The sequence below is a fragment of the Priestia sp. FSL H7-0729 genome (genome assembly GCF_038005685.1).
Classification (GTDB): Bacteria; Bacillota; Bacilli; order Paenibacillales; family Paenibacillaceae; genus Paenibacillus.
The window spans coordinates 466,030-491,069 of the sequence record NZ_JBBOTQ010000001.1; the positions used below are offsets into that span (position 1 = coordinate 466,030).

Consider the following 25,040-nt stretch of genomic DNA (forward strand, 5'->3'; position numbering starts at 1 on the left):
CCGGATTATGGAATAGATTAACTCTTCACCGCTCCCAAAGTCATGCCTTTAACAAAGTATTTTTGCAGGAACGGATACACCATAACGATTGGTAAAGTGGCTACCATCGTAGCAGCCATTCGAATGGTATCGCTGGAAACGGCATTTCGTTTGGCGGAGTTAGCTAGCATTTGCGTTTGGGAAATCATTCCACCAGTCTGAAATTGATTCAATATTTTGACGAGCACGGCCTGCAAAGTCTTCAGGTCTGAGCTGTAGGTAAACGCATAGGAATCAAACCAGGCATTCCAATGCCCAATGGCTTGAAAGAGGCCCACTGTTGCAAGCACAGGTGTTGTCAGCGGCATCACAATTCGGAAGAAAATCGTCAGATCGTTAGCCCCATCCACCCTCGCCGATTCTTCAATCTCATGGGGCAGCTGCTCCATAAAGGTACGGACAATGATCATATAGAACACATTCATCAAACTGGGCAAAATGAATACCGAGAATGTATCGATCATGTTGAGTGCCTTAAGCACCATGTAGAACGGAATGAGTCCACCACTGAAATACATGGTAAAGATAAAGTACAGGTTCCAGCCTTTGCGTCCAATCAGATTCCGCCGACTTAGCGGATACGCAAGCATCGTAATGACCAGAACCGACAGCGGTGCACCAATCAGCGTTCGCTTGACGGTTACCCACAGCCCGTTCAATATCTCGCTATCTTTCAAAATCTGCTGATAGCTATCCAAGGTCAGATCCCTTGGCCACAGGTAGACGCCGCCCCGTACCGTATCTTCCGCGCTATTCAATGAAAGAACGAGTATATTCCAAAACGGAAGAAATGTAACCAGTAATACGAGAATAAGAATGAAATATACAATTATTTTGAAAATACGATCCCCGAATCTGTTCAGAATCATTACAAGCGCTCCCCTCTGTCTTTTATAGTTAGAACAACGCCTGGTCGTTCACTTTTCTGGAAATCCGGTTCACGATGAGAACAAGAATAAAGGCAACAACGGATTTAAACATCCCTACAGCAGCCCCGTAGGAGAACATGCTGTTCTGTAGTCCATATTTGTAGGCATAAATGTCGATCACTTCGGAGTATTCAAGTACGGTGTTATTTTGCAGCAGGTATTGCTGTTCAAATCCTGCATTCAAAATGCCTCCGACCGCGAGAATAGCCAATATGACAATGGTAGGGCGCATGGATGGCAGTGTAATATGCCACATTTGCTTAAACCGGCTGGCTCCGTCCACTCTGGCGGCTTCATAGAGCTCCGGATTTATCGAAGCGATTGCGGCGAGATACATTATGGCGCTGAAACCCATCTCTTTCCACATGTTCGACAATGCGATAATCCACCAAAATAGAGGCCCGTTCTGTAAAAATGCGACGGGTTCTTTGACGATGCCGAGCAGAACCAGAATATTGTTAAGCATTCCATCTGAAGCCAGCAGCGTAATTACAATGTTGGCTGCAATAACCCATGAGATAAAATGTGGCAGATAAGAGACTGTCTGCACAAAACGTTTGAAAAATCCCTGTCTCGCTTCATTCAGCACAAGCGCGAGGATGATTGGGGCAGGAAAACCGAAGAACAGCGTCAGCAAGCTAGTCGCAAGTGTATTACGCATAACCCGGTAGAAATCCCCTGTAGTAAAGAAATACTCAAACCATTGGAAACCTACAAATTCGGCATGGAAGAACTGGTAAAAGAACGATCCCCCACCTGGTTGATAATTCGTAAACGCCATATACAGTCCAAACATCGGACCATAGGAAAATAACAATGTAGCAATGAAGGCAGGAAGCATAAGCACGAATAACCATTTTTGCTCTTTTAGTCTGCTTATCAGATTATTGCTCCTGACTGTTTTGATAGCGCTTACCTTATGCATTAAATACCCTCCCTCTTTCTATACCGCAGCATGGCCGGCCATATCTGATTCAACTTCTCTCCTATTTATCATAAATTTGAGGCAGATCGCTTGCCATAGTTGAATTTTCCGAAAGATACCGCTTTTTAAAGATGTTTTTGTGCAAAGTGAGGGATTGGATTTCCATATTTACTCTGCTATGATGAACAGTGCAACGAATATTCAGTCAAGAGAGGGCTTTCGAATGCGCCAATTCTATCGAAAATACATATACATGCCTTTTGTTAACCTGAGCTTTCGTTCCAAACTGTTTATGGTATTTGTTCTGGTCACCATCATTCCGATGATGCTATTGGTTTATTTTTCCTATGAACTTACCAAAACGAAGCTTACTGAGCAGATCTACATCAATATGACGAACTCAACAGCTCAGATCACTAAAAATCTGGAGAACAAGCTGGACAGTTATGAACATATTTCCGCCTCTATTTATTTGGATAACCGCCTTGCCAATTACCTTACAAACGAGTATCAGGATGATCCATCCTATCTGGACGTCTATAATTACATTGGCAATCGGATTGACACCGTGATGGCTGCCTACCCTGATTTTGATAGCGCATTCATTTATTCAGACAATCCATCATTGCCCAAAGACAATTATTATATCCGGCCGATTACACCCGAAGTTAAGAACACGGAACTGTTCCACAAATTGAAACAATCCTATGGGAACATTATTCATCTCTCAACGCCGCAGACAGAGAACGGTCCTGCCATGTTTACACTCGCCCGGCTGCTTAACAACAATAGTAATCAGTATCCCTATGGGATGCTGGTCTTTCAAATCTCGGAGTCGGTCATCTATTCCTTAATGGAAAAGGAAGCAGGCGGCAAAGATATTTTTATCATTAATGACAAAGGTATCATTCTGTCCTCCGCCGACAAACAGTTAATTAATACAAGCCTGCCCGAACTGCTACATCAACATTTTGACGATATGGCTTCAGGAAGATTTGATACAACGTATCAAGGCGTAAAGGCTCTAGCGGTGTATAACACGCTCAAAAACGGCTGGAAAACGGTATCCATTTTCCCTTATGACAGTATTATCAAGGATGCCAAAGCTCTCTCTCAGCTTATTATCAAAATTTCACTCGGCTTCATCGGCGTGGCGCTGCTGCTCATTTATATTACCGCATCGCTATTCAGCAAACGCATCAGGACGTTAATTCGGATGATCCGGCGTATTGAACGAGGAGATTTCAACCCTACCCACGAGGAACAAATGGGCAGTGATGAGATAGGACAGCTTCACTTTGCATTCGAACAGATGACAACCCGATTGAAAAGCCTGGTGACGGAGGTCTACCAGAAGGAGCTGCAGAGCAAGGAAGCTGAGCTTGACCTGCTTCAAGCTCAGATCAATCCTCATTTTCTGTATAACACACTCGGCTCAATCTCCTCTCTGGCCGTAAAACATCAAGATCCACAGATTCAGGATATGGTCCTTCATCTGGCCAAGTTTTATCGGATATCCCTGAATAAAGGAAAGAGCATCCTGACCATCAATGAGGAATTGAAACTGACGCAGAGCTATAATGCCATTCAGCTTATTCGATTTAAGGGCAAGCTGAACATCATCTACACGATAGATCAATCGATCCTGCCCTACTCGACCGTGAAGCTTGCATTACAGCCTTTTGTGGAGAATGCAGTCATTCACGCTCTTTGGAATCAGGATCGGCCCCTAAATATCCATATCAAGGGCGTCATCGAGAACAGTAGCATCATCTTATCGGTTATAGACGATGGAATGGGCATGCGGCGTGAGACGCTTCAGTCTTTGTTTGAGGAGAAAGAAGGACGGGGCTATGGCATTTCAAATGTGGATCGGAGAATTAAGCTGAAATTTGGTGAGTATTACGGTGTTAAAGTGTATAGCAAACTAGGCATGGGAACCACGGTCCAGATCCGTCTGCCGCAAAAAGAGATCCAATAAAAAAGGAGTGCGATGCAGCCGTTATCGGCCTGCAAAGCACTCCTTTTAAACTGTTCTACAACATCCTATTATATCTGCTCACGAATACGATACACCAGGCTGTCAAAATCTCCGCGCAAAGGCAATTCCACCCCGATGTTCATCAGTGCACGGCCACGGACTGATAACCCCAGCTCTTGAATGAGATAGGTCTTGTCAGCCTGAAGACCTGCCAAACGGAGTCTAGGCAACGGTTCACCCAGCTTCTGCGAGTGAAGAAAAGCAAACAGCACAATGTCACTTGCGGCAGCATCGCTGTACTGTACAGCGGTAACTCCCTTATGGCGAAGCGCAGTCAAACGGAATTGTCTGCCGAATTGCACCAGGTGGCGAATGGCTTTGTACTGACCGATGAATTCCCCGGACTGTTCAATCCATTCATCACTCCACTCGTTCAGGTTGGAGCCAATACCAAGCGTGCCCATCATTGCACTGTGGAAACGATATCTCAGGGAGACGTTTCGACCATTCATTCCTGTAGGTGACTCGGTTACCCAACAGGTCATCATACGTGGCGCGTACGTATACGAGAAGCCTTCCTGAATGCTCAGACGGTCGAACGCATCCGTATTGTCGCTCGGCCAGGATTGGTCAGCATAACGGAAGATGCCCAGATCAATCCGCGAGCCACCTCCTGCGCAAGTCTCAAACTCGACATCCGGGAACTTGGCTCGCAGCTGTGCCCATATATCATAGAGACTCTGGACATGCCTTACCCATATTTCTTTCTGGCGGTTAATGGGATGACCCTTCATGCCAGGCTCCGTGATGGTTCGGTTCATGTCCCATTTAATGAACTTAATCTCATGGTTACCAAGCAGTTCGGTCATAAAATGGATAATGTATTGCTTAACCTCAGGTTTGGAAATGTTCAGCAGCAGCTGATTGCGAAGCTCCGTTCGTCCCCGGGTTTCAAAATGATATACCCAGTCTGGATGTGCTCTATAGAGATCACTATTCGGGTTGACCGACTCCGGCTCTACCCATATGCCGAATTCCATCCCAAGTCCGTGAACCCGGTCAATCAGCTCCACAAGTCCGTTCGGAAATTTCTCCTGATTCACGTTCCAGTCACCCAACCCTGCACGGTCGGAATGTCGCTGCCCAAACCAGCCGTCATCCACGACAAATAGCTCCACACCCATCCTGGCTGCCCGCTCAGCAAGCGCGATTTGATCCTGTGCGTTCACATCGAAGTAGGTAGCTTCCCAGGAGTTGTACAGCACTTTCCCATTCTCACTGCGGGGCAATATGCACTTGTATTGATATTGATGCAAACGGTGGCTCATTCCGCCAAAGCCCTCAGGGCTGAATCCGCCGACAAAGACAGGTGTCTCAAACGTCTCGCCCGCACCCAGTAACCATTCATTGTCAAAATCATTGATGCCACCTGTGACCCGTACATTCGTAAATGGGGTCTTCTCCGCAACAATCTTCCAGTTGCCGCTCCAGGCAAGAGCACCAAACCATACCCCACCGCCGCTTTCTGTGGAAAGACCATCATCAATCGCAAACCATGGGTTGGCATGACCGTCTGTGAAACCTCTCCGCGATTCAAGCACCTTTTTTCCCTCTGTCAAAATGGTATTTCGCAGTTGGAATTCACCCGACCATTTCCCCGTAACATGCGTCAGACGGTAATCCTGGAGATATGGCAAAGTCCAGGCTGCGGATTGCATGCTTTCCAGCACAATATCCTTCTGTCCCATATTGATGATATTGGCGTAACGCTCCACCAGATCGAACTCCGGGATAACCCGATATACCAGCTGTGTTTCAAGTGCATATGCCTGATCCTTCAACGTAATTATCAACGTCTTTCTGCCGTCCTTTTCAGTAATTTCGTGATGGTCGTACCGTACCCGGAGATCACGAACCCCATCAGGCATACGAACCTTCAAAGACGGTTCTGTATAAGATGCGCCTCCCCAGAAGCTGTACTCCTCCACTTCTCCCTCCACTTCCGCGTCAAAAGAGCTATGGGATTGTAGTTGGAGCAACGGAGCGCTGTCCTCAATGTCAACGGGGTCACCCCAATACAGATGCTGGAGGTGGTCTCTCTCATTAATTCCGAAAATGTAGGACGAATTTTGCGTCTGTATTGCAAATATACGTAGCTGTTCATTATATTGAATCGTCAAGTTTATCATCCTTTCGAGTTCCTGTTACCCTCGTGCTGTGTGTTGTGAACATACTTATTATTGTAGGAAGCAGGAGTTACATTAGCTATATCGCATTCTTACAATCCATAGGGTATATCGTCTGTCATTTCAAAGGTATGAAAATAAGGCTGCGATATAATTCGCAGCCTTAAAGTTTACTTCAAAATTAAGTTGTAGATAACCTGAGCCGCTTCTGCACGGGATGCAATCCCTTTAGGCACAAACTGTCCCTGTCTTTGGCCTTGAACCAGTCCTAGTTGGGCTGCATCCTTTACCGAATCAGCTGCCCATGAAGAAACCTGATCCATATCGGTAAACAAGATATTGGTAGAACCAACAGGCACGTTCCCAACATTCAGTTCATATGCCTTCATCAGCATCACCGTGATTTCCTCCCGGGTAATCTGTGAATCAGGCTGGAAGCTGACTACGCTTCGTCCCTTCACAATTCCGGCTTGGGTCGCAATCGAGATGGGTTCCGCGTACCAGGCATCTGTCGCAACATCTGAAAATTGTATTTCTCCTGCTACGGTCAGCCCCAGAGAATGAACGAGCATGGTGGTGAATTCAGCGCGGGTGACTGCACGTCCTGGCTCAAATCGATCCTCGTTTGTGCCATCAACAAACAACTTAGCCGCTAACTCCTTGATGACAGAGCTGGCCCAATGATTGGCCGGAACGTCGGTAAAAGTCCGATCTAGTTCCAGCACGGCATACTTGCTGAAGTGGCTCACTTTAGTCATTAATACACCATTCGCATAATCCGATTTTAAAAATTCCAGTTCGCCATTTTCGTTAATATAATACATTCCTCCCTGTGAAGGGTCGAAGCTCTCGGCTGCTGCTAGGCTCAGCGTAATGGGGTGATCAAACACAGATAGTGTTTCGGTTGTACCTGATTTGGTTGTTGCCGAAAGGCTGAATTCATAGATTTCTCCCTTAAGAGCAACGGTTGCCCGAGATGATGATTCCACTGCTGCAACGACCTCCTTGGCCTTGCTGCCAAGTGGAACCATTTTCAAGGAAATCGTACTATCTTCCCGTTGCCCAGCTGGTAGCTTGCTCAACAGCTGCTGGAACAAACTCGAAGGAATTTGCAGGTTTAGCTTGCCTGATTTCACTTCCAGTGGATGGTTGCCAAGCTGGCGTAAAACAGCAGATGACAATTGTAGCTCCTGAGTACCAGCCTTGATGTCCACAACGGCTTTCCCTGCGCCACTGTCCACTTTCAGCATATCGGCTGTGATGATCAGTGTTACGGTATCGTTCTCCTGAGCTGTGCTGTTGACGGAGTTCCCACTAGTAGTATGATTGTTATTGCCATTGTTGCCAGGATTGCTTGGATTACCTGGGTTGCCTGGGTTGCCTGGATTTTCAGGGTTAATCGTTTTTTCGGTCAATTTAACCAATTTCGATTCAGCCGGCCCCAGCGAGATGGACCATGAACCTGTGGCTGACGAAGATTCCCCTGTCCACAAGTCTTTTAAAGTATAGGTTTTGGAATCATTCAGTCCGGCGCGGCCCAGATCGATCGTTTTGTTTGCTGAACTGTTGCCGTTGTAATTAAATACAGCAAGGTAATAATCATTGCCTTCCTTCAGAACAAACGTATCTGCGGCGTTGGCGTTTGTATTCCCTTCAAGTGGTTTGAATACTTTCCCTTTCAACGCCACCTGAAGAACATCCGTGTTATTGTACAATGCTGTCATGTACTCCTGTGCCTTCGGATCATTCACATCATCGGAATCCAGCATCACCGTACCGGCAATTACACCGGAATTCACGCGGCTACGGGCTTCCTCCAGGCCGGATGATCTGCTTAATGCAAGATGATCAGGGTCTGTATAGGAATAAATCGTCCCATTTTGCCAGAAGCCATAGGTCAATGAATTAAGCATGTACTCCGTTTCATTGATTTTGCCATAGGTGTCACAGGAGATCCGTCTGCTGTGCGCGTATTGACTTGGAAAGATCGGTGCAATGGACGCACTAATAAACATTTTCCCGTCCAATCGTTCTTCGACGTAATGCATTCCTTCATTGTATGCCTGGATCCCTGTCGTCACATTAGTATCATAATGTTGGCCTTCCAGCGAGCCATGGGTTAGGAAATCCAGTTTGATGAATGTGAAGCCAAGCGCTTTAAATTTATCCAGAAAATAATTCATGCGCATTTGACTCCCCGGATGTGTCACATCCAGTGCATACGCTCCATCCAGTGTAGGCAGAGGTTTCCCTGCACTATCCTTGAGTACAATATCCCCATACGTATATTGCCCATTGGTACCATCCACTTTTTGGCTCATATCGTTGCCCCAATATACAAATGGTCCCCAATAGATGCCCGCATGCTGACCATTGTTCTTAATTACGGATACGGCTTGGGCAAGCTCTGCATCACTCAGATTATCCCAGTAGGAATCCATATTAATGAATACATTGCCGTTATTATTGAACTTCGCCAGGCTGTTCTTGAAATAATTAGACACATCCACTACGTTCTGATACGACAGCCCGCTGTCATAAGCTCCCCAACTATTCCATCCAACCGGAACACCTTGCGGCAATGCCGGATTCAAGGCCAGGGGAGGCGTGATGATCGCATTGGCTTTACCGTATTCTTCAAGTCCTGTACGATAATCACTGAAACCACCTACCATAATCAGTGGTGAAGATAGTTCAGTACCGGTCAGGCTGCCATGCGGCTGGGTGTCACGAGTAACGTCACTCGCTGCGCCACCGTACACAGCAAATTCATTCAAACGATTAGCAGAACCTTTCCAATCAATACCAGTCTTCCATGTATCATGGGTTACTGAACCGATCACCAGACCATGACGAGACGAGTTATTAAATACCGTCGTCATTTCGTAGCTGGTATCCGCCCGGTTCATCGTTTGAGATTTGTAACGAATCCAGGCATCGTTGTCAAAAGGTACCGTCAGTACTCGATTATCTGAGCTGACGCCGATATCCACACCGCCCGTATTTTTCACCGTTATGGGTGACATATAATTACTCTGGATCTCTGTATCACTGATAGCGTCCAGACGGTTGAGGAAATACGATTGATCTTCATAAAACCGATAGACTTGCTTCAGAGTTGGCTTGCCAGTGGAAGTATGAACAAAAGTCAGCTCCACGCCTTTGCCGAAGCCATCCTGAATTTCCACCGGTTTTCCACCGCTTGCATGACTCTCATACCCTTTGGTTTCAACAAGATTCTCCCCAATTTTAATGCTGCTGAAGATACCACGCATCTTCTGTCCGTCTGCCCAGCTGTAACCGGCAAATCCGGTTTGGGTATTATAAGACACTTCATATTTTCCGTTCGATACCAGAAGGCCATGGGTGTAATCAGTCACCGTGATATCCCCGTATCGTTGCGAGTCACCCGGTGTTCCCAGATCATCATCGCCTTCACCCGGAGTTTCGGGTTCTGTCTCTATCGCAGGCTCAACGATAATCCGGTCCAGATCAGGAGAATAGCCATTATTGTCTGAAAAGGTAATCGTATTCTCGCCTTCAGTTAATGGGAGTGTAAGATCATACGTATCTACCGTATCCCAATCCGGGGTTTTGGGCAGGTCGTGGAACTGCTCTTCCCCACCATTCGCATGGACATAGAAACTCCGTGGATCACCGGAAAAATAATCTACCTTAACGCGGTAATCACCTGTCATGGGGGCTATAATTTGATTGAACGTCAAGGAGCTCCCGCCATTCAGATAGCCAACCTTTTTGCCGCCGGAAGCATTCGGACTCTCTGTTACACGCGCTTCACCAGTCAACGTATTGCCCGCATCTTCGGCTTCATAGCTAAGCGTATACGGGATGACTTCAATTCGGTCAAAATCGGGAGAGTACCAATCATGATCCGAGAACGTAATGGTATTCACTCCCTTATGGAGGGAAGCTTCCGCATCATACGTACCTACCGTATTCCAGCTAGCCGTCTTGGGCAGATCAATCATCTCATCCGTGCCATTGTTCACCTGCATATAGACAGGTCGCTGGTCACCGGAGATATAAGATATTCGGATCAAATATGTACCCTCTGCCGGTACAGTAACATTCGTAAATTGCAGTGAGCTGTTTTTGTTCAGATCCGTTACTTTTTTTCCGCCTGAACTGATACTGCTGTCCACCACCTTGGCATTGCCTTTCAAAATATTGTCGGCTGCTTCTGCCTCAATGACTGCACCATGCAGATTTTTCTTCCAATCGTCTCCGCCACCTTCTCCCGGATGACCACTGTCCAAACCTCGGATCACGATCTTGTCGATGTCGGGAGAATACCAGTTGTTGTCATCGATCAGGATGGTGTTGGTACCCGCGTTCAACGGAAGGGTCACATCAAACATTCCCACCGTATCCCAGTCAACTGTCTTGGGCGGTTCTTCATATTGCTTCTCCCCGCCATTCGCACTAATATTGAATGGCCGCGAATCACCTGAAATGTAGTAAACGGAAATCTTATAATTTCCTGTCTCACTTACAGTAACATTATTAAATTGCAAGGAACTTCCCTGGTACATGCCTCCGACCTTCTTGCCGCCTGAAGCCGTCGGGCTATCAGAGATCGTCGCGTTACCAAGCAAAATATTCCCCTCGGCCTCAGCTTCATAGGTATTCATCTCATCGGCGTGAGCTGTTCGGGCGAACTGGCCCCCGCCAATGACCAAGCAAAAAATGATAAAGAACACAAATCCTTTTTTCATCATCCGTCCCAACATAACATGCCTCCATTTTCTAATGATTGAGTTAGATCTCCCTATGCCTATTCCTGAAGTGGTTCATAGCCTTTTTTGTAATCGCTTTCATAAAGAGCTGTTAATCCTCTGTCCCCTCCTTCCTTTCCTATATGCCTAATTGTAAAAAGGAGGAGGGGGATGTTCCATACCACAATGTTACTATTCATACAGGAAAGCCTCTTTCATTTGCCATATCAATACCATCATTACCAAACAACCTTTATCGTCATATACTTTTCCTGTATTCGTTGGGTGTTACGCCCTGTGTCTTCAGGAATAGAGAAATAAAATAGGATGTACTTTCATAGCCCACGTTCTGCGCGATATCGTGAATCTTGAGCGAGCCATCTGCCAGCAGTTCCTTGGCTTTATCCAGTCTGATGCGTGTCAGGTAATCATGAATTGTCATCCCTGTCCTGTCCTTAAAAATGGATCTCAAATAGTTCGGTGACAGATAGACCTGATCAGACAGGCTGTTGATCGTAATCGGCTGATTGTAATTCTGATCGATGAGGGTACGGACCTTATGAATCAATTTTGCATTTTTGTCCATAAACCGCTCACCCAGCATACTCACAGCATCTTCCGCAGTACCGAGAATCAGATCTTCGATCTCATGCAGAGTCAGTGCATTATAGATGGAATGATATAGCTCAGCCCGCTTCGGAACAGGTTTATGAAGCTGCTCCAGCAGCTCATTCACGAGATCTATCGACCAGTCGCAGATGATTTTCTTCTTGACTCGCAGTGCTGCCAATCCCTCAATATACCCGTGCAGATTCTGTGCCGCCCATTCAAAATCCAGTCGGTTAATAGCCTCAAACCATCCCTTTTGTTCAAAAGGGGGCATATGCTCTGTATAAAACTGGTTCGAAAGCGACTCCGCATGAATAATCGTGCCTGTACCTTCATAGAAACGCTCGTTCAAAACGATACGCGTCTGTTCGTACAGACAGTGAATAAGGGCTAACTCGGTCTCTTGTCCGCCTACTGCTGCCGTCACCGTGAAATCCAGTGCACTACGAATAGCCTCAGCCAAGTCTTCCCATGCATAGTGCCCCGGCTGCTGGGACGCTTCCATAAATACACCTGTCTCTCCTTCCTTGTAATCCACAAAGATCACTTTCATGTTCTTCGCCTTGAAGAAATGGTCGAGAAAAGCCACCAGCCGACCTGTACATCCCTCCAGACTTTGCTGTTCCTCTTCAGCCTCCTTGGGATCGATACTGAACAAGGCCATTGCATATCGGGCGGTCTCCGGTTGTCGGGTTAGACGGCTGTAACTACAAGCAAGATCGTTAGCACGAGCCTCATTTTTTTCGTAAGATAATTCCTTCAGGATATTGGCTTTGGCCGCCTCCATGGAACGGTTCTTCATTGCAACCTCTTCACAACGCTGTTTAACTTTACTGATAACGCTCTCAATTTCGTTCATATCCAAAGGTTTTAACATATATCCCACGGCCCCTACGTTGATAGCCGATTTTACATATTGAAATTCGTCGTGTCCGGTCAGAAACATCACTTGGATCGAGTCGTAGCTCTCATATATCTTTCTAGCCAGATCAATCCCGTTCATTATCGGCATCTGAACATCGGTAAGAACGATGTCCGGCTGGGTAGCCTCAATCTTCTCCAAGGCCTCCCTGCCGTTACTCGCTGTTCCCATGATATAGATCCCCATCTCTTCCCAACGGATATAATCCCTCATCATCTCAAGTCCCAGCTCTTCATCGTCTACCAAAAAAATACTGTACATCCATGTCCCCTCCCTTTGTCTCTTTCTGTCTCTATTATATGTTTTTCCCCCCGTGGGACCATGGTCCATATCAATGAAAGTTATTTTCAAGTATAGATCGTTATTTTACCAACTCCAGCTCGCTATTGAAATAGTAACTTCCGCCTGCTTCGGCATGCAGGATCGTTCTTTGTTTCCCCCAACAAATGGTGAACGTTCCTGACGAGCTCGTGTGAATGTTCGCTGAGGTCAGCTTTCCATTTTCCCAGACGATGTCAACCTCAGCATTCCCTTTTGCCCGCAGACCGGAGATAGATCCTGTGCTCCATGCCTGTGGCAGTGCTGGGAGAAGGTGAATCTCGCCCGCATAACTTTGCAGCAGCATCTCCGCTAAGACAGCTGTACCGCCGAAATTTCCATCAATGACGAAAATATTACTCTCTGCTCCTGCAATGCCGGATTTGGAATAGGTGAGCAGATTATCAAAGCACAAGCCGCCGATCAAATGTGAGAGGTGTTTATATGCCATTTCCCCATCATGCAATCTCGCAAAACCCAGTCCAAACAAAGCAGCCGTAAATTCAACATCCTCCAGCTCTTCCTGGAGCATGCGGTTCTCCAGCGTTAGTCGTACTGCCGCACTGAGTTCCGGTGTAAGCTCAGGTGTAATCTGACTGTCCGGATACAGAGCATACATATGGGACAAATGCCGATGCTCCGGCTGCACCTCCTCATAATCCTCCAGCCACTCTTGTAACTGGCCTTTCTTGCCGATCTGTAGAGGTGGAAGCTTGCTAATTGCTTCATACAGCTTGCGTTCAAGTTCCTCGTCTTTGTTCAGAAGTTTAACTGAATGAAGACAAAACTCAAAGAGCCTGCGCACCAGCATCTGGTCCATTGTCGTTCCCATGGACAGCTGTTGTGCCCCTTCTCTTGAATTACCAGGATAGAAATGATTTTCCGGTGAATTGGAAGGGCCCGTTACCAGCCAACCGTTCCGAGGATGCTCACACATATAGTCCAGATAGAAAGCCGCCGATTCTTTAAGTACGGGATAGGCCACATTCTCAAGGAAAACACGATCCTGACTGTACTCATAATGCTCAATCAGGTGTGTAGCCAGCCATAATCCGCCTGTAACATTCAATCCCCAAGAGGTCTCCCATCCAGGTAACGTAAAACCCCATACATTGGAGAACACATGAGCGACCCATCCGTCGCATCCATATACGTTACGTGCCGTTTCTCTGCCTGCCAGTGCGAGATCTTCAACGTAGCGCAACAGCGGAAGATGGCTCTCTCCCAGATTCACAATCTCTGTGGGGTAATAATTCATCTGGGTATTCACGTCCAGGTGATAGTCACAGCTCCAGCCCATCCGGCACGCTTCACCATCATTCCAGATTCCCTGGAGATGGAGCGGCAGCGGAGAGTTCTTGCGAGAACCCGCAATGGTCAGATACCGTCCATATTGAAAAAATAATGCGAACAGTTGCGGATCTTCATCTCCATCACCCTGTTCCAACAAACGAATGCGTTGATCTGTAGCCAGATCGGCTTTCCTCTTGCCCCCCAATTGAATATCAACCTTGTCATATTGCTCGCCGTAATCGCGAATATGCTCCTCCCTGAGTAAGGCATATCCCTTGTCTAAAGCCTTCAAAAGCGTAGACCCGCTCTCTGTTTCCCAATCCTGATCTGTACGGCGATAATCTGTGCTCACACTAAAATAAATCCATGCCTCATCCGCTCCGGTCACAGTCAATCGACCATCTCTACTTGCGATGGCCCCTCCGGAAATAACCAACTTGACCAAACCCTTGGCCCATACGCCACAAGTCCCATCACTATGTACATTTTCCGTTGCCTGTCCTTGGAATTCAAGCGTATTGTCATCTAAAGCTACAACCTTAAATGATTCCGTACCTGCCTGTAGGCCAAGTGTAAAGGTTACCCCACCCGGAACTTCGCTCCAGACTCTGGAGACCACTAGATCATCGATATTGGAAGCGAAAACTTCACGTCGAATCATGCTGTCGTCATTCTTCGAGAACGCCCCGGCCAGCGCTTGAGTCAGATCCAGCTCACGTTGGAAAATCCCCTCTTCATCAGAATCCGAATTCTTCTTCTCGAAATCAATAACAACTTCACATAGTCCAAGATTGGTGCCGAAATTACGCTTCTTTGGCTGTAAATGTTGTTTGGCAAGACGATCTCCTTCATCATAATCGCCGGAGAAGAAATAGCTACGCATCTCTTCCAGTGCGGCCTTGCCTCCTTCGGAAGGCTGTTCTTGTTCAATCCGACCCGACCAGAAGGTAACCTCGCTCATACTCCATACCTCTCGATGCGATGAAGCCATAACAACTGCCCCTATTCTTCCATTTCCCAGCGGCAGGCCTTGAGACCAATGTGCAGCAGGCGTTGAATACCACATAGTAAAATCATTCATATCATGTCCTCCGGTCCAAAATGATTTTCTCTCGAAATAGACTCATGCTCAAAAATAGACAAACGCGCGATCTGTGAGATACATAAGCGCGCGTTTGACTTTGTTTTTATGCTAAAACTGAATCACGGGTTTGAATGGTCACTTCGCCCAAGTCAGTTTCCCTTCACAGTCAATCTGAAGATTTTGGATTCCGCCGGTTCAAGTGTGACAGTAAGCCCTCCAGACGTTTCCCCTTGCGAGCCATCCCACAGATCATGCAAGCTGTATACAGCATTGGCGTTTAGTCCGGCCCGCTCCAGCGAGATAGATTTAACCGCAGCTTGTTCAGCATCAAAATTGAAGACGGCAAGATAGAAACCCTTCTCTTCCGGCGATTCCAGGACAAACACGTCAGAAGACAGCTTCCCATAATCACCTTCAACTGGACGGAAGGTTTTGCCCATACGAGCAACGCTCAAAATATCCTTGTTGCCAAGCCATTCTTTTGCTCGTTCGGCAGCTTCCTCTTTGCGGAAGTCATCCCCGAGCAGGAGCACCGTACCGGCAATAACTGAAGCGGTCAGACGGCTGCGTCCTTCATGCCAACCGGTTGCTTCCTGGTTGAAGCTCTTGTACAACACCGAATGATCAGGATCATTGTAGCGATAGAGCGTATTGCTCATCCACCAGCCGTGTGTCAATGAGTTCAGCAGGTATTCCGTATCCGCAAGTGTACCGAAGACATCACAGGAGATACGGCGGCTGTGGGCATAAGCATAAGGAAATAATGGGGCGATGGACAAGTTAATGAAAAACGGTCGTCCGATTACGTCTGGCGAGAGCTTATGCTGCAAATAAGACATGCCATAATGATAAGCCGCGATTCCTGTTGTAATATCCGGGTTGTGGTGCTGCCCTTCCAGCGCGCCATGCGCCAAGAAATCCAATTTGATATATTCGAAACCTTCCGAGATGAATTTGTCCGTGAACCAGTCAATTCTTTGCAGGTTTCCAGGATGTGTCGGGTCAATAGCCAGACCACCGTCTACATCCGGCAGGATCTCGCCCTCACCGTCACGCAGCAGGATATCAGCATAGGTGTATTTGCCTTTTGTTCCTTCGACCGTCTGACCGAACTGATCAGGCCCTCCCCAAAAGGCAAATGGGGTCCAATACGTGCCCGCCCTATGTACGTTTTGCCGTACCCGGTCCAACGCACTCTTCATTTCTTCCGGTGTGAAATTGTCCCAGAACGCGTCAAAGTTAATATATAAAGTATCTTCATTCTGGAATCCAAGTGGTTGCACTTCTTTTTTAAGAAAATCGCTGGTTGCTGTATACAGATCATAGTCCAGATCACTCATGGCCGCAGACCAACTGTTCCACCCGATCGGAACGCCGCCCTCCCAAGGTAATTGAGCCTCAATCCAGGTATTCGCCTGACCGTAGGCTTCAAGACCTTCACGGTAGTCTTCATAGAACCCGATGAATACCAGGGGAGATTCCACTCTTTTTCCCTTCACATAGCCATGAGGCTGGGAATCGCGAGTCAGTTCACTCACGGCACCACCGTACAGATCAAGTCCCTCTATCTGTCTGCTTTTTTCGCTTTGCATACGAATCCCTGTTTTCCATACTTTATGCGTAAGGGAACCCATCACAATTCCCCGGCGGCTATCGGGCGCGAACAAAACTGTCGCTTCGTAGCTCTCCACATCAAGCGGCGGCTTGACCACCGTATATCTCACCCATTTATCGTTGTCAAACGGTACACGCAGAATGCTCGGTTCATCCTGGCCGGAATTTCCGCCGAGGGATATGATTTTGGATTGGATGACAGCCATGCGATTCGCCTTAAGCTCTTCATCACTGACTATAGCGGTCTGCACCAGTACAAACGGTGAGGATTCATACATATAAAAATGCTGCTCCAGTTGCGGCAGCAACGAGGTTTTATGCAGCACGACCAAGCGGATGCCTTTTCCAAAACCTTCTCGGACAATATCTTCCTGTGCCGCCAGCTCATGGTTCTGATAATGATCCGTGCTGTATTCCCGGCCGTGCCAGCGAAAAGCACTACGAATGCCCTTTACATGGGAAGAATGATTGCTGATACAGGACACTTCACCATTTTTAAGATTGATCTCCAGGCTCACGTGCCCATTTGTAACGCTTACAAGATTATCATTCTGTTGCTGCACTTGTACGGCTGTATCGCTAGTTAGCATGATGTGCCTCCTTATTGTTGCATGCTGTGCCCTGAGCGGAGCTGGTTATGCCTCTCCTGCCCAAGTCTGCCCTCATTATAAAGACCGAATAGAGCATTTTCCATGCAACAATCTTCCGATCCATAACGCGTTTTAACTCAACTCTAGCGTTACCACAATGGGGCCTTCACCTCTAAGCACACAGTCTCTGGCAGAGGCCGCGAGGTTGCCGTCGATCTGAAGCGGAGGTTGTGCGCCAAGAAGATTCGGATATAGAACAGGCTCCGGCCCGTGCTTTCGTCTGCCCATCGCCCTCACTTAGTTAATTAACTAATCGGCAATGGGAATATGTTCTTGTTTATCGACACTTCTTCTAGATTAAAAAACCATTTATTATAAAATAAAAAAGCCACCATCAGTGAAAACAACATCATTCATCTCATACTAAATGTTTAGTGCAGTTATATAGCGAACAGTTCCATCGCGATTGTCCTGTAATCAGCAGGGTAATCGATGTATTCAAGAGACTTTCAGTCATGTCGATATGGGGTACGAGTCTCTTCAGAGTTATTCCAAGGAATGCACCGTGACTCACAATTAATATATTCTGGTCTGGGTGTCTGAATGATATGTCGGTAAGACACTGCTTTCCTCTTTTTACAATCTCATCGTTTGATTCGATACCAAGATCTAGTCTGAACCATCCATATCCCCACCGTTTGACGCGTTCCTGTTCTGTCGTTCCTTCTATCAGTCCACAGTTCATTTCTCTTAAGCGCGGGTCTGTTCTCACTTCAATATTCTTGATCTTACCGATGATTTCCGCTGTTTCAAGTGCTCTGGACAAATCACTAGAATAAATATAGTCCCAATGTTCTATGCCAATTCTTTTGGCCAATAGTTCAGCTTGGTTTCGACCTCTCTCATTAAGCGGAATATCGGAATGGCCTTGTGTTCGATATTCATCGTTCCAATCCGTGACTCCATGTCGGATCAATCCTAGCGTAGTCATTTATATCCCTCTTTTCCTTTAAAGTCTCATCCCCTCCTGTCCACCCTAGAGCAGTTCAAAATGAAGTTGAGTCTCAGGTAACTCCGTATTTCCTTTCCACTGATTTGCACCGTATCCCAATTCCAGAACTGCAGCAATACGCTCGTTATTCAGTACACCGAACACTTCAGTATGGCTCGAGTCGTACATCCAGTCATGCAAGGTACAGCGCACACCCAAACTCTGCTCATGAGCCAGCAAGCGGAAATTCTGAATTAGGCAACAGACCGCTGCAAAGTCTTCTTCCCGCTTATGTTGGTCAGCCTCTGTTTTCACCAAGACCAGAAGATACGCAGGGGCCTGCTCCTGCAATCCCTGCATGATGTTCCCATACCGGTTATCAGCAAATATAAATCTCCACGGCTCTCGGAGTCCATCATTTGGCGCCCATACGGCATGATTGAGCAACTCAAGGATTAAGTCCTGCGATACCGGTCGATCCATAAACTCAATCGGACCGCCCATGTCTTCTTCCAAATCTGACAATTTCATTTTACATCCTCCTCTGCTATGTAGACTGCCCTCGTAATACGGTCCACTTCTGCTCGGCTGGTGTTCTTTTCCGACTTCTTGGCACTTTGTCGAAATATCCTATATGAAGAATGCCAACAAATCTTTCATCCTCACGCAGGCCAATTCCTTTGAAAAACCCTTCATGCTGAATTATGGACTCTGTATCCCATAGCATCCCTAACCCCTGTTCCCAACCCATCAGTTGGAAGCACTGCATCATCCCGCAGGCAGCAGCATAATTGCGGTCATTGGTGAGACGATCCGGTCCTGCAGTCGACATAACAATGACGTGGGCAGGAATATCGGTAAATCTCTTTTTGAAAACATCCAGAAGTTTCCCGGGAATCAGTTTGCCAATCTTGCTCTGCGACATCTGTTCGAGCATGCAGTCCACCAACCGGTTACGCGCTTCTGGAGTTCCGGCATATACCACACGCCACGAGCCAGTCTCACCAAATGGTTGAAGCCGATTAGCCTTACGTAGCAATTCAACAACTAACTCCTGGTCCACCGGCGTAGAGTTACATTTACGAATGCTTCTGCGCTCCCTGATCAATTCTGCCAGACTCAAATGCTTCACTCTCCTTCGTTCGATCTGGATTCAATATTGATGCTACTGTCTTGAAGAAATTGATGAATTACTTTTAGCTCTGTTTCCGAATATTTGTCGAGAGTACGATTGAAGCGTTCAGCCTCATGTACATGCAGACGTTCATGCAGTTCAAAGATCTTTTTGCCTTGCGGTGACAACCGGAAATAACTCTCCTTCTTGTTGTCATTCATTTTTGTGCGTTTGACGAATCCTTCCTCCAGCAGTTTGTTGCCAATTTTCGTGATACTTGCTTTGGACAAATTCATCGCCTCGGCAATACCTGTGCTGTTAATAGGCTCATGCTTGCCTATGCAATCTATCATATGAACCGCGGTCAAATGCTGAGGGATTTTCTCGATGCTTTCTCGCTGGGCGATACTTAGGAAATGCTCAATTTCTGTATTCTTGTGGTTCTCATACACATGTAAAAGACGGATAAATTGGTCATGAAGCAGCTGTTTTGTTCGATCTTTTGAAGTCATCTTATGATCGCTCCTTATTTACTTGTAAACAAAAATATTGCTTTAATAATAAAGTGTTTTTTGATAATTTATTATATTTTATTTACTGGTGAACAATATAGCATGAATGATAATTATTATCAACTGCGCATTCTCTGACATCACAACATCACGCTTCAATCCCGGACAGAGACCCTCCTTATTATGGTTTTAGTTAATTCAGGGATCTTCCCTGTTTTCCGGTATGCCCGTCGATTGACCTGTTCTATGAAAGAAACTATACTATTCAGCAAAGAAGGTGAGTAGATTGAAACAAATAAGTAGTCGCTTTTCGATGGCAGTCCATATTCTCTCCATGATCTCGTTGGACCCCCTATATAGTACAGGCGATCGAATTGCCCGTAGTATCAATAGTAACCCTGTAGTCATTAGAAGGATTATGGCTCAGCTCAAAAAAGCAGGTTATATTGATACAAAACCAGGAGTTGCGGGGGCCTCTCTTCTGATATCTCCCGAAAAACTAACCCTACTGGGTATTTTTCAAGCAGTCGAATCTGTGGATGGAAATCAGCTTTTCAAAATTCACAAGGATACTGACCCCAATTGTTCTGTAGGAATGAACATTGAATCCATTCTATTACCCCAATTCTCTAATGCACAGAAGGCTATGGAGGATGAACTCGCTTCTGTTACCCTAGCTCAAATTGTGGAGCAACTACGGATAAAGGCAAATGCAAAATAAAGCTGCTCCTCTAACGGAGTAGCTTTATTTTGTATTTTTTGATTTTGCACCAATTCAGACAGAAGCTTCCGCAGGCTCAACATATTCAATAAAACTACCATCAGGATGTTGAACAAAAACGCTTGGACCAATAGGACCATGCTGATCTCTTACGATAAGGGTATTTTGTTTTGTTAGTTCTACCTTCAATTCGTCCATGGAATCGACATACACCACTGCTCGAAGTGATCTAGCGGGCTCCAAAGCCTCTGGACTTCCAGATACAATGACGTAAGGATATACTGTGGCTAAAGATAAGCCAGCCTCGGGAATATTCCAGGTGCGATCCATAGTTCGATTAGCAAGAGATTCATAATATGCAACGGTTAACTCCAGTTGATCGGTAAAAACGGGTATAAAATGATTTGTAATTTTCATGCTTACCTCCAATTTTCATTTTTTAAATATAACCATAATGGTTATAACTGAATTAGTTATATATAAAAATTTTGAACTTGTCAAGCTCCGGTAAGCGCCTTTGACCGAAATTCGTAGCGTCACCTCGATAAGGTCTTGCTCCTCAAGTTTTTCTGCCTCTTTAATGGCCTGGACTTTCATAATGGGCAGAAAGAAAACGCAGAACTCCTCCTGGCAATAGAAGGTTGTGACGGCTGGTACAACATCAATTCAAAGAACAAACAAACCGTTGATCATCAGATCAACGGCTTGTTCATTGCGAAAACAGCTGTTTTATTACTGTTCTTTATACACGCGTACATAATCCACTTGCATAGTCGCCGGGATATCAGATGCGTTCGGAGTGCGGCCGCCGTCAAAGTTTCCGCCGACTGCCAAGTTCATAATAAGGTAGAACGGCTCATCGAAAGGCGCATTCGGATTATTTGGTGCTGCTGTGGAATACCACTGCTCGTTAGTGACTTTATAGTAAAACTTGCCGTCTACATACCATTTAATGTTGTCCTCTTCCCAGACTACCGAGTATACATGATAATCATTGGCAAAAGTTTGCCCTGCCGGGAAGTGATAATCGCCGCCCGAATACTGGTTCCCGGGCCATTGTCCACCAAAGTGTATGGTACCGCTTACTGATCCAGGCAGACGGCCTCTCGCTTCCATCACATCAATTTCACCTGATGCAGCCCAAGTGCCGTATACCGAGTCTTGTGGAAGCATCCACAGCGCCGGCCATACACCATCACCTGTAGGAAGTTTGGCACGAAAGTCGACTCTGCCATACTTCAAGGACAGTTTATCCTTGGTGTTGATCTTTCCTGAAGAATACTGTGCATACCGATTCGGGTCCTGCGGGAAAGATTTGCTGTCGTTCATGGCTTTGATATTCAGCTTTCCGTCCTGTACATATACATTTTGGGTGCTGTTCGTGTAGTGCTGCAGTTCTGCATTTCCCCATCCCCAGGTACCCGGATCGTTATTGAGATAATATCCTGTTTCATAGTTCCATTTACTTGTATCCAGTGTAGTTCCGTTAAACTCATCCTGCCAGATGAGGTTCATGCCCGCGATTGCCGGGTCGGTTGGCGTTCCGATGGAGATATCCTCTTGGTCGGATACATCCGGACGTGGGGCATTTGGATTGCCGATGAAGGTATAGTTGACGAAGTTGTTGCCAATATTCCCACCCGCCTGACCGTTCAGCGGATAGCCGATACGAATCTGCATATTCTCTTGGATCGGCTGGAACCAAAGGCCATAGACGTAATCGGCCCAGTAACCCCACTGGTTGGCATCGGACATATTGTTGTACCCATTACCGGAGTATGCAAATTTGCTCTGGCTGGCGTTACTCAAATCAATCCATTGCCCATTGATGTTAATTTGGTATACAAAATTGCCCAGTTCCTTGGCGATTGGCGCCCCCCCATCAATTTTCGGAAGCGGAACCCCAATGGAACCATTTGCATCTGCTGTGAAGGTTGTTCCTTCGTATGGCGTAATGACATATGAATTTCTTGTAGGTTCATTAAACGTAATGGTATAAACAAGATTAGCCGAAGAAGTCTTGGATTCCAATTTGACATGGATCGATTCCGTTACGTTAAACCAGTACCCCCCGCCGCCATCCGTGAATTGGCCAAAATTTTGATCGTAGATCCAGCCGCTGGCTGCGTTATTGTCAATATCAATCCAGGTGCTGCTGTTTACAGGTTTGACATACACCTTCAAATCATCCGCAACAGCTTCATAAGTGACCGCAGGATTATTGTTGAACGTTGGATATGTAAAGCCTGCACCGCCTGTGAAACCTGCTGTGATCTGTGGACCCTGTGTTGCATTCATCTCTGTAATGGTTGTTTTGTTGATGTTTTGGAATACAAGTTGATACTCCAGCTTAACACCATTCGCTTTGGAGTACAGTTGAATCTCGGTTGTTGCGGAGAGGGTGAACCAATAGCCATGGAAGCCGCCATCGCTCCAGTGCCCCCAGTTTTGGTTATAGATATAACCGCCTGCCTGGTCGATATCAACCCAGTTGTTGCCCACTTTTACATTAACGCCTACATCACTGTAAACATCATTCCATGTCGCAGAGCCTCCATTGAACTTAGGCATAACAAATCCGAAGCTGGCCTTGCCAACACCTGATTTTGAAATAACCGGCCCGTCTGCGGGTGAGAAGTACTCCATTGAAGTTACGGTAGTTCCTGCTGCCTGAACCTTTGAAGCTGGCAGTATACCAACACTAGCCAACATCACAATCACAAGCAACATACCGAGTACCTTTTTCATAAATCTTTTCTCCGTAAAATGAGAAGGTTTCATCATTGCCCTCCTTTAATAGAATAATAGATTTTCCCAATCCATGCGCATTTAGGTAATCGCTTACATGAGGGATATCTTTATTCTATCGAATAGGGTAATTTGCTGAAAAGGTACAATTGTTTTTGTGGTATCCCATTTTTTTGGCTTTTGATTCAATCTGCCTTCCGCCGCATCATTTGTCGGTACTCTGTGGGTTGGATCTGCATCACATGTCGGAACACGCGTGTAAAGCTTTTGTAGCTCTCATATCCAACCATAGCAGCAACCTCAACAATTTTATGATCCGTTTCGGCGAGAAGCCGCCGTGCTTTATCCAGACGCACATCTCGTAGGTATTCAGCAAAACCTTTACCCATATTCTTCTTAAACAGATTTGAAAAATAAGCATAATTAAGCGATACATGATTGGATACCATCGCGAGGTCCAGCGGTTTATGGTAACTCTCGTGTATATAACGAATGGCTTCATTGAGATCGTGCGAATGGCGATAGCTGCACTTAAAGTCATAATAGAACTGATTCAGCCGAAGCAGCTGCTGTTGCAGTGCTTGTATATAATCACGCATCCCTGGATAATCAAAGAGATTACGCAATGATTCAAGGTCCAGCGCTTCTTCCCCCATATAAGGGCGGATAACTCGTTCGTATTCCTCCATCATCTGAACCGTGGCGGCGCAGAGCTGCTGGGTATAACGAATAGGATAGCGTTGCAGTACCTTTTTGTGAAATAGTGCAGAAATACCCTGAGTCATTATTCCACTGTTATCTGTTCCAACTGATTGGAAGAGTTCATATAAGTCTTCATAGGGAAGTTGCCACTGCTGCTCCATATGCTCAATATGTGCTGGGAAGATACTGTATTGATCAGGAAACAGGTAACTGTGGCGATAGAGCTCAAGCACTTGGGTATAGCTGTCTGGTAGTTCTTTTAACCCCTGAATCGGGTTAGTCATGGCCGTTATGGCAGCGATCTTTCCTTCCTTGAGTGCTGCAGGAAAAACACTTGGATCTATGGACGCATCCACCGCAAGGATCAGGTATGGGCGATGTTGCAGGCAAATACAACCTTGTCTGCCAAACACACGATAAGCAATGGATTCCATACTATGGGTGCTGCTGGCTCCGGGCTGGTTAATGCCAACTTCTTCTCTCAGCAGGGCTAGGCGATAATTACGCCATAACGGATCATTTTTTTCCTCAATCTGAAGAATCCATGCGTCATCACTTAACGCACCTTGCATAAACATTCTTAATTCTTTACTCTCGGTCTCTTGGGCGAGACGGGATACATGCTGCATATTATGCGTAAGTGCCTGCCGTGTCTGGATCTCTTGCCATACATGCTCCAGGGAATTTTGCAGATCCTCTCGCTTCAAAGGTTTTAGCAAGTAGCCCTTTGCCCCAAGCCCGATCGCTTTTTGGGCATATGTAAAATCACTATAACCGCTGATAATGAGGTATTCCACATCCATATATTCCTCTTTGGTTTGAGCCATGAGTGCCAACCCATCCATATCCGGCATCCTGATATCGGTAATAACGATGTGAATGCAATGCTGCCGCAATAGGCACAGCGCCTCCATCCCGCTCGCGGCACAATATATGTTGTTCAGCTTCAGAGGAAATTGATGCAGCATGGCCTGCAGGCCGTCACGAATGTGTTTTTGATCGTCCACAATCAGGATATTAATCATG

The 25,040-nt window shown here is 46.2% G+C and carries 17 protein-coding genes; 2 read left to right on the forward strand and 15 right to left on the reverse strand.

What is annotated here, in order from left to right; genetic code table 11:
* Positions 1-17 precede the first annotated feature (17 nt).
* The gene (locus tag MHH93_RS02065) at positions 18-908 is read right to left on the reverse strand and encodes a carbohydrate ABC transporter permease (protein WP_029880772.1); all 891 of its coding nucleotides are present in this window, start codon (positions 906-908) and stop codon (positions 18-20) included.
* Positions 909-936: 28 nt separating this feature from the next.
* Positions 937-1,893 (reverse strand): ABC transporter permease, encoded by a 957-nt coding sequence (locus tag MHH93_RS02070; protein WP_076289390.1) that lies wholly within the window; start codon positions 1,891-1,893, stop codon positions 937-939.
* 223 nt (positions 1,894-2,116) lie between these two features.
* On the opposite strand from MHH93_RS02070, the gene MHH93_RS02075 reads away from it, so the two are divergent.
* Positions 2,117-3,874, forward strand: a complete 1,758-nt coding sequence (locus MHH93_RS02075; RefSeq protein ID WP_500052562.1) for a cache domain-containing sensor histidine kinase — start codon at positions 2,117-2,119, stop codon at positions 3,872-3,874.
* A 68-nt stretch (positions 3,875-3,942) separates the two neighbouring features.
* On the opposite strand, the gene MHH93_RS02080 is transcribed toward MHH93_RS02075, so the two are convergent.
* The 10 genes from MHH93_RS02080 to MHH93_RS02125 form a co-directional block, all read right to left on the reverse strand.
* Positions 3,943-6,063: an alpha-galactosidase gene (locus tag MHH93_RS02080; protein ID WP_500052563.1), complete on the reverse strand. Its 2,121-nt coding sequence runs from the start codon at positions 6,061-6,063 to the stop codon at positions 3,943-3,945.
* A gap of 167 nt (positions 6,064-6,230) precedes the next feature.
* The gene (locus tag MHH93_RS02085) at positions 6,231-10,811 is read right to left on the reverse strand and encodes an S-layer homology domain-containing protein (protein WP_500052564.1); all 4,581 of its coding nucleotides are present in this window, start codon (positions 10,809-10,811) and stop codon (positions 6,231-6,233) included.
* A 244-nt stretch (positions 10,812-11,055) separates the two neighbouring features.
* Positions 11,056-12,588, reverse strand: a complete 1,533-nt coding sequence (locus MHH93_RS02090) for a response regulator (RefSeq protein ID WP_500052565.1) — start codon at positions 12,586-12,588, stop codon at positions 11,056-11,058.
* A gap of 100 nt (positions 12,589-12,688) precedes the next feature.
* Positions 12,689-15,019, reverse strand: a complete 2,331-nt coding sequence (locus tag MHH93_RS02095; protein ID WP_500052566.1) for a glycoside hydrolase family 95 protein — start codon at positions 15,017-15,019, stop codon at positions 12,689-12,691.
* A gap of 152 nt (positions 15,020-15,171) precedes the next feature.
* A complete protein-coding gene (locus MHH93_RS02100) occupies positions 15,172-17,226 on the reverse strand; it encodes an alpha-galactosidase (RefSeq protein WP_500052567.1) in 2,055 nt (684 codons plus the stop codon).
* A 132-nt stretch (positions 17,227-17,358) separates the two neighbouring features.
* Positions 17,359-17,514, reverse strand: a complete 156-nt coding sequence (locus tag MHH93_RS02105; protein WP_500052568.1) for a hypothetical protein — start codon at positions 17,512-17,514, stop codon at positions 17,359-17,361.
* A 130-nt stretch (positions 17,515-17,644) separates the two neighbouring features.
* Positions 17,645-18,217: a histidine phosphatase family protein gene (locus MHH93_RS02110; RefSeq protein ID WP_500052569.1), complete on the reverse strand. Its 573-nt coding sequence runs from the start codon at positions 18,215-18,217 to the stop codon at positions 17,645-17,647.
* A gap of 45 nt (positions 18,218-18,262) precedes the next feature.
* Positions 18,263-18,748: a nitroreductase family protein gene (locus MHH93_RS02115; RefSeq protein WP_500052570.1), complete on the reverse strand. Its 486-nt coding sequence runs from the start codon at positions 18,746-18,748 to the stop codon at positions 18,263-18,265.
* A gap of 16 nt (positions 18,749-18,764) precedes the next feature.
* Complete coding sequence (locus MHH93_RS02120; RefSeq protein WP_500052571.1) at positions 18,765-19,340, reverse strand: nitroreductase family protein; 576 nt, start codon at positions 19,338-19,340, stop codon at positions 18,765-18,767.
* Between the two features lie 5 nt (positions 19,341-19,345).
* A complete protein-coding gene (locus tag MHH93_RS02125) occupies positions 19,346-19,843 on the reverse strand; it encodes a MarR family transcriptional regulator (RefSeq protein WP_500052572.1) in 498 nt (165 codons plus the stop codon).
* Between the two features lie 286 nt (positions 19,844-20,129).
* On the opposite strand from MHH93_RS02125, the gene MHH93_RS02130 reads away from it, so the two are divergent.
* Positions 20,130-20,564: an Rrf2 family transcriptional regulator gene (locus MHH93_RS02130; protein ID WP_500052573.1), complete on the forward strand. Its 435-nt coding sequence runs from the start codon at positions 20,130-20,132 to the stop codon at positions 20,562-20,564.
* Between the two features lie 54 nt (positions 20,565-20,618).
* On the opposite strand, the gene MHH93_RS02135 is transcribed toward MHH93_RS02130, so the two are convergent.
* From MHH93_RS02135 to MHH93_RS02145, 3 genes are all read right to left on the reverse strand, one after another.
* Positions 20,619-20,981 carry a VOC family protein gene (locus MHH93_RS02135; RefSeq protein WP_500052574.1) on the reverse strand — a complete coding sequence of 121 codons (363 nt, stop codon included), beginning with the start codon at positions 20,979-20,981 and terminating at the stop codon, positions 20,619-20,621.
* A 315-nt stretch (positions 20,982-21,296) separates the two neighbouring features.
* Positions 21,297-23,345 (reverse strand): glycoside hydrolase family 16 protein, encoded by a 2,049-nt coding sequence (locus MHH93_RS02140; RefSeq protein ID WP_500053299.1) that lies wholly within the window; start codon positions 23,343-23,345, stop codon positions 21,297-21,299.
* A 152-nt stretch (positions 23,346-23,497) separates the two neighbouring features.
* On the reverse strand, positions 23,498-25,039 hold the full coding sequence (locus MHH93_RS02145; RefSeq protein WP_500052575.1) for a response regulator: 1,542 nt from the start codon (positions 25,037-25,039) through the stop codon (positions 23,498-23,500).
* Between the last annotated feature and the right edge of the window lies 1 nt (position 25,040).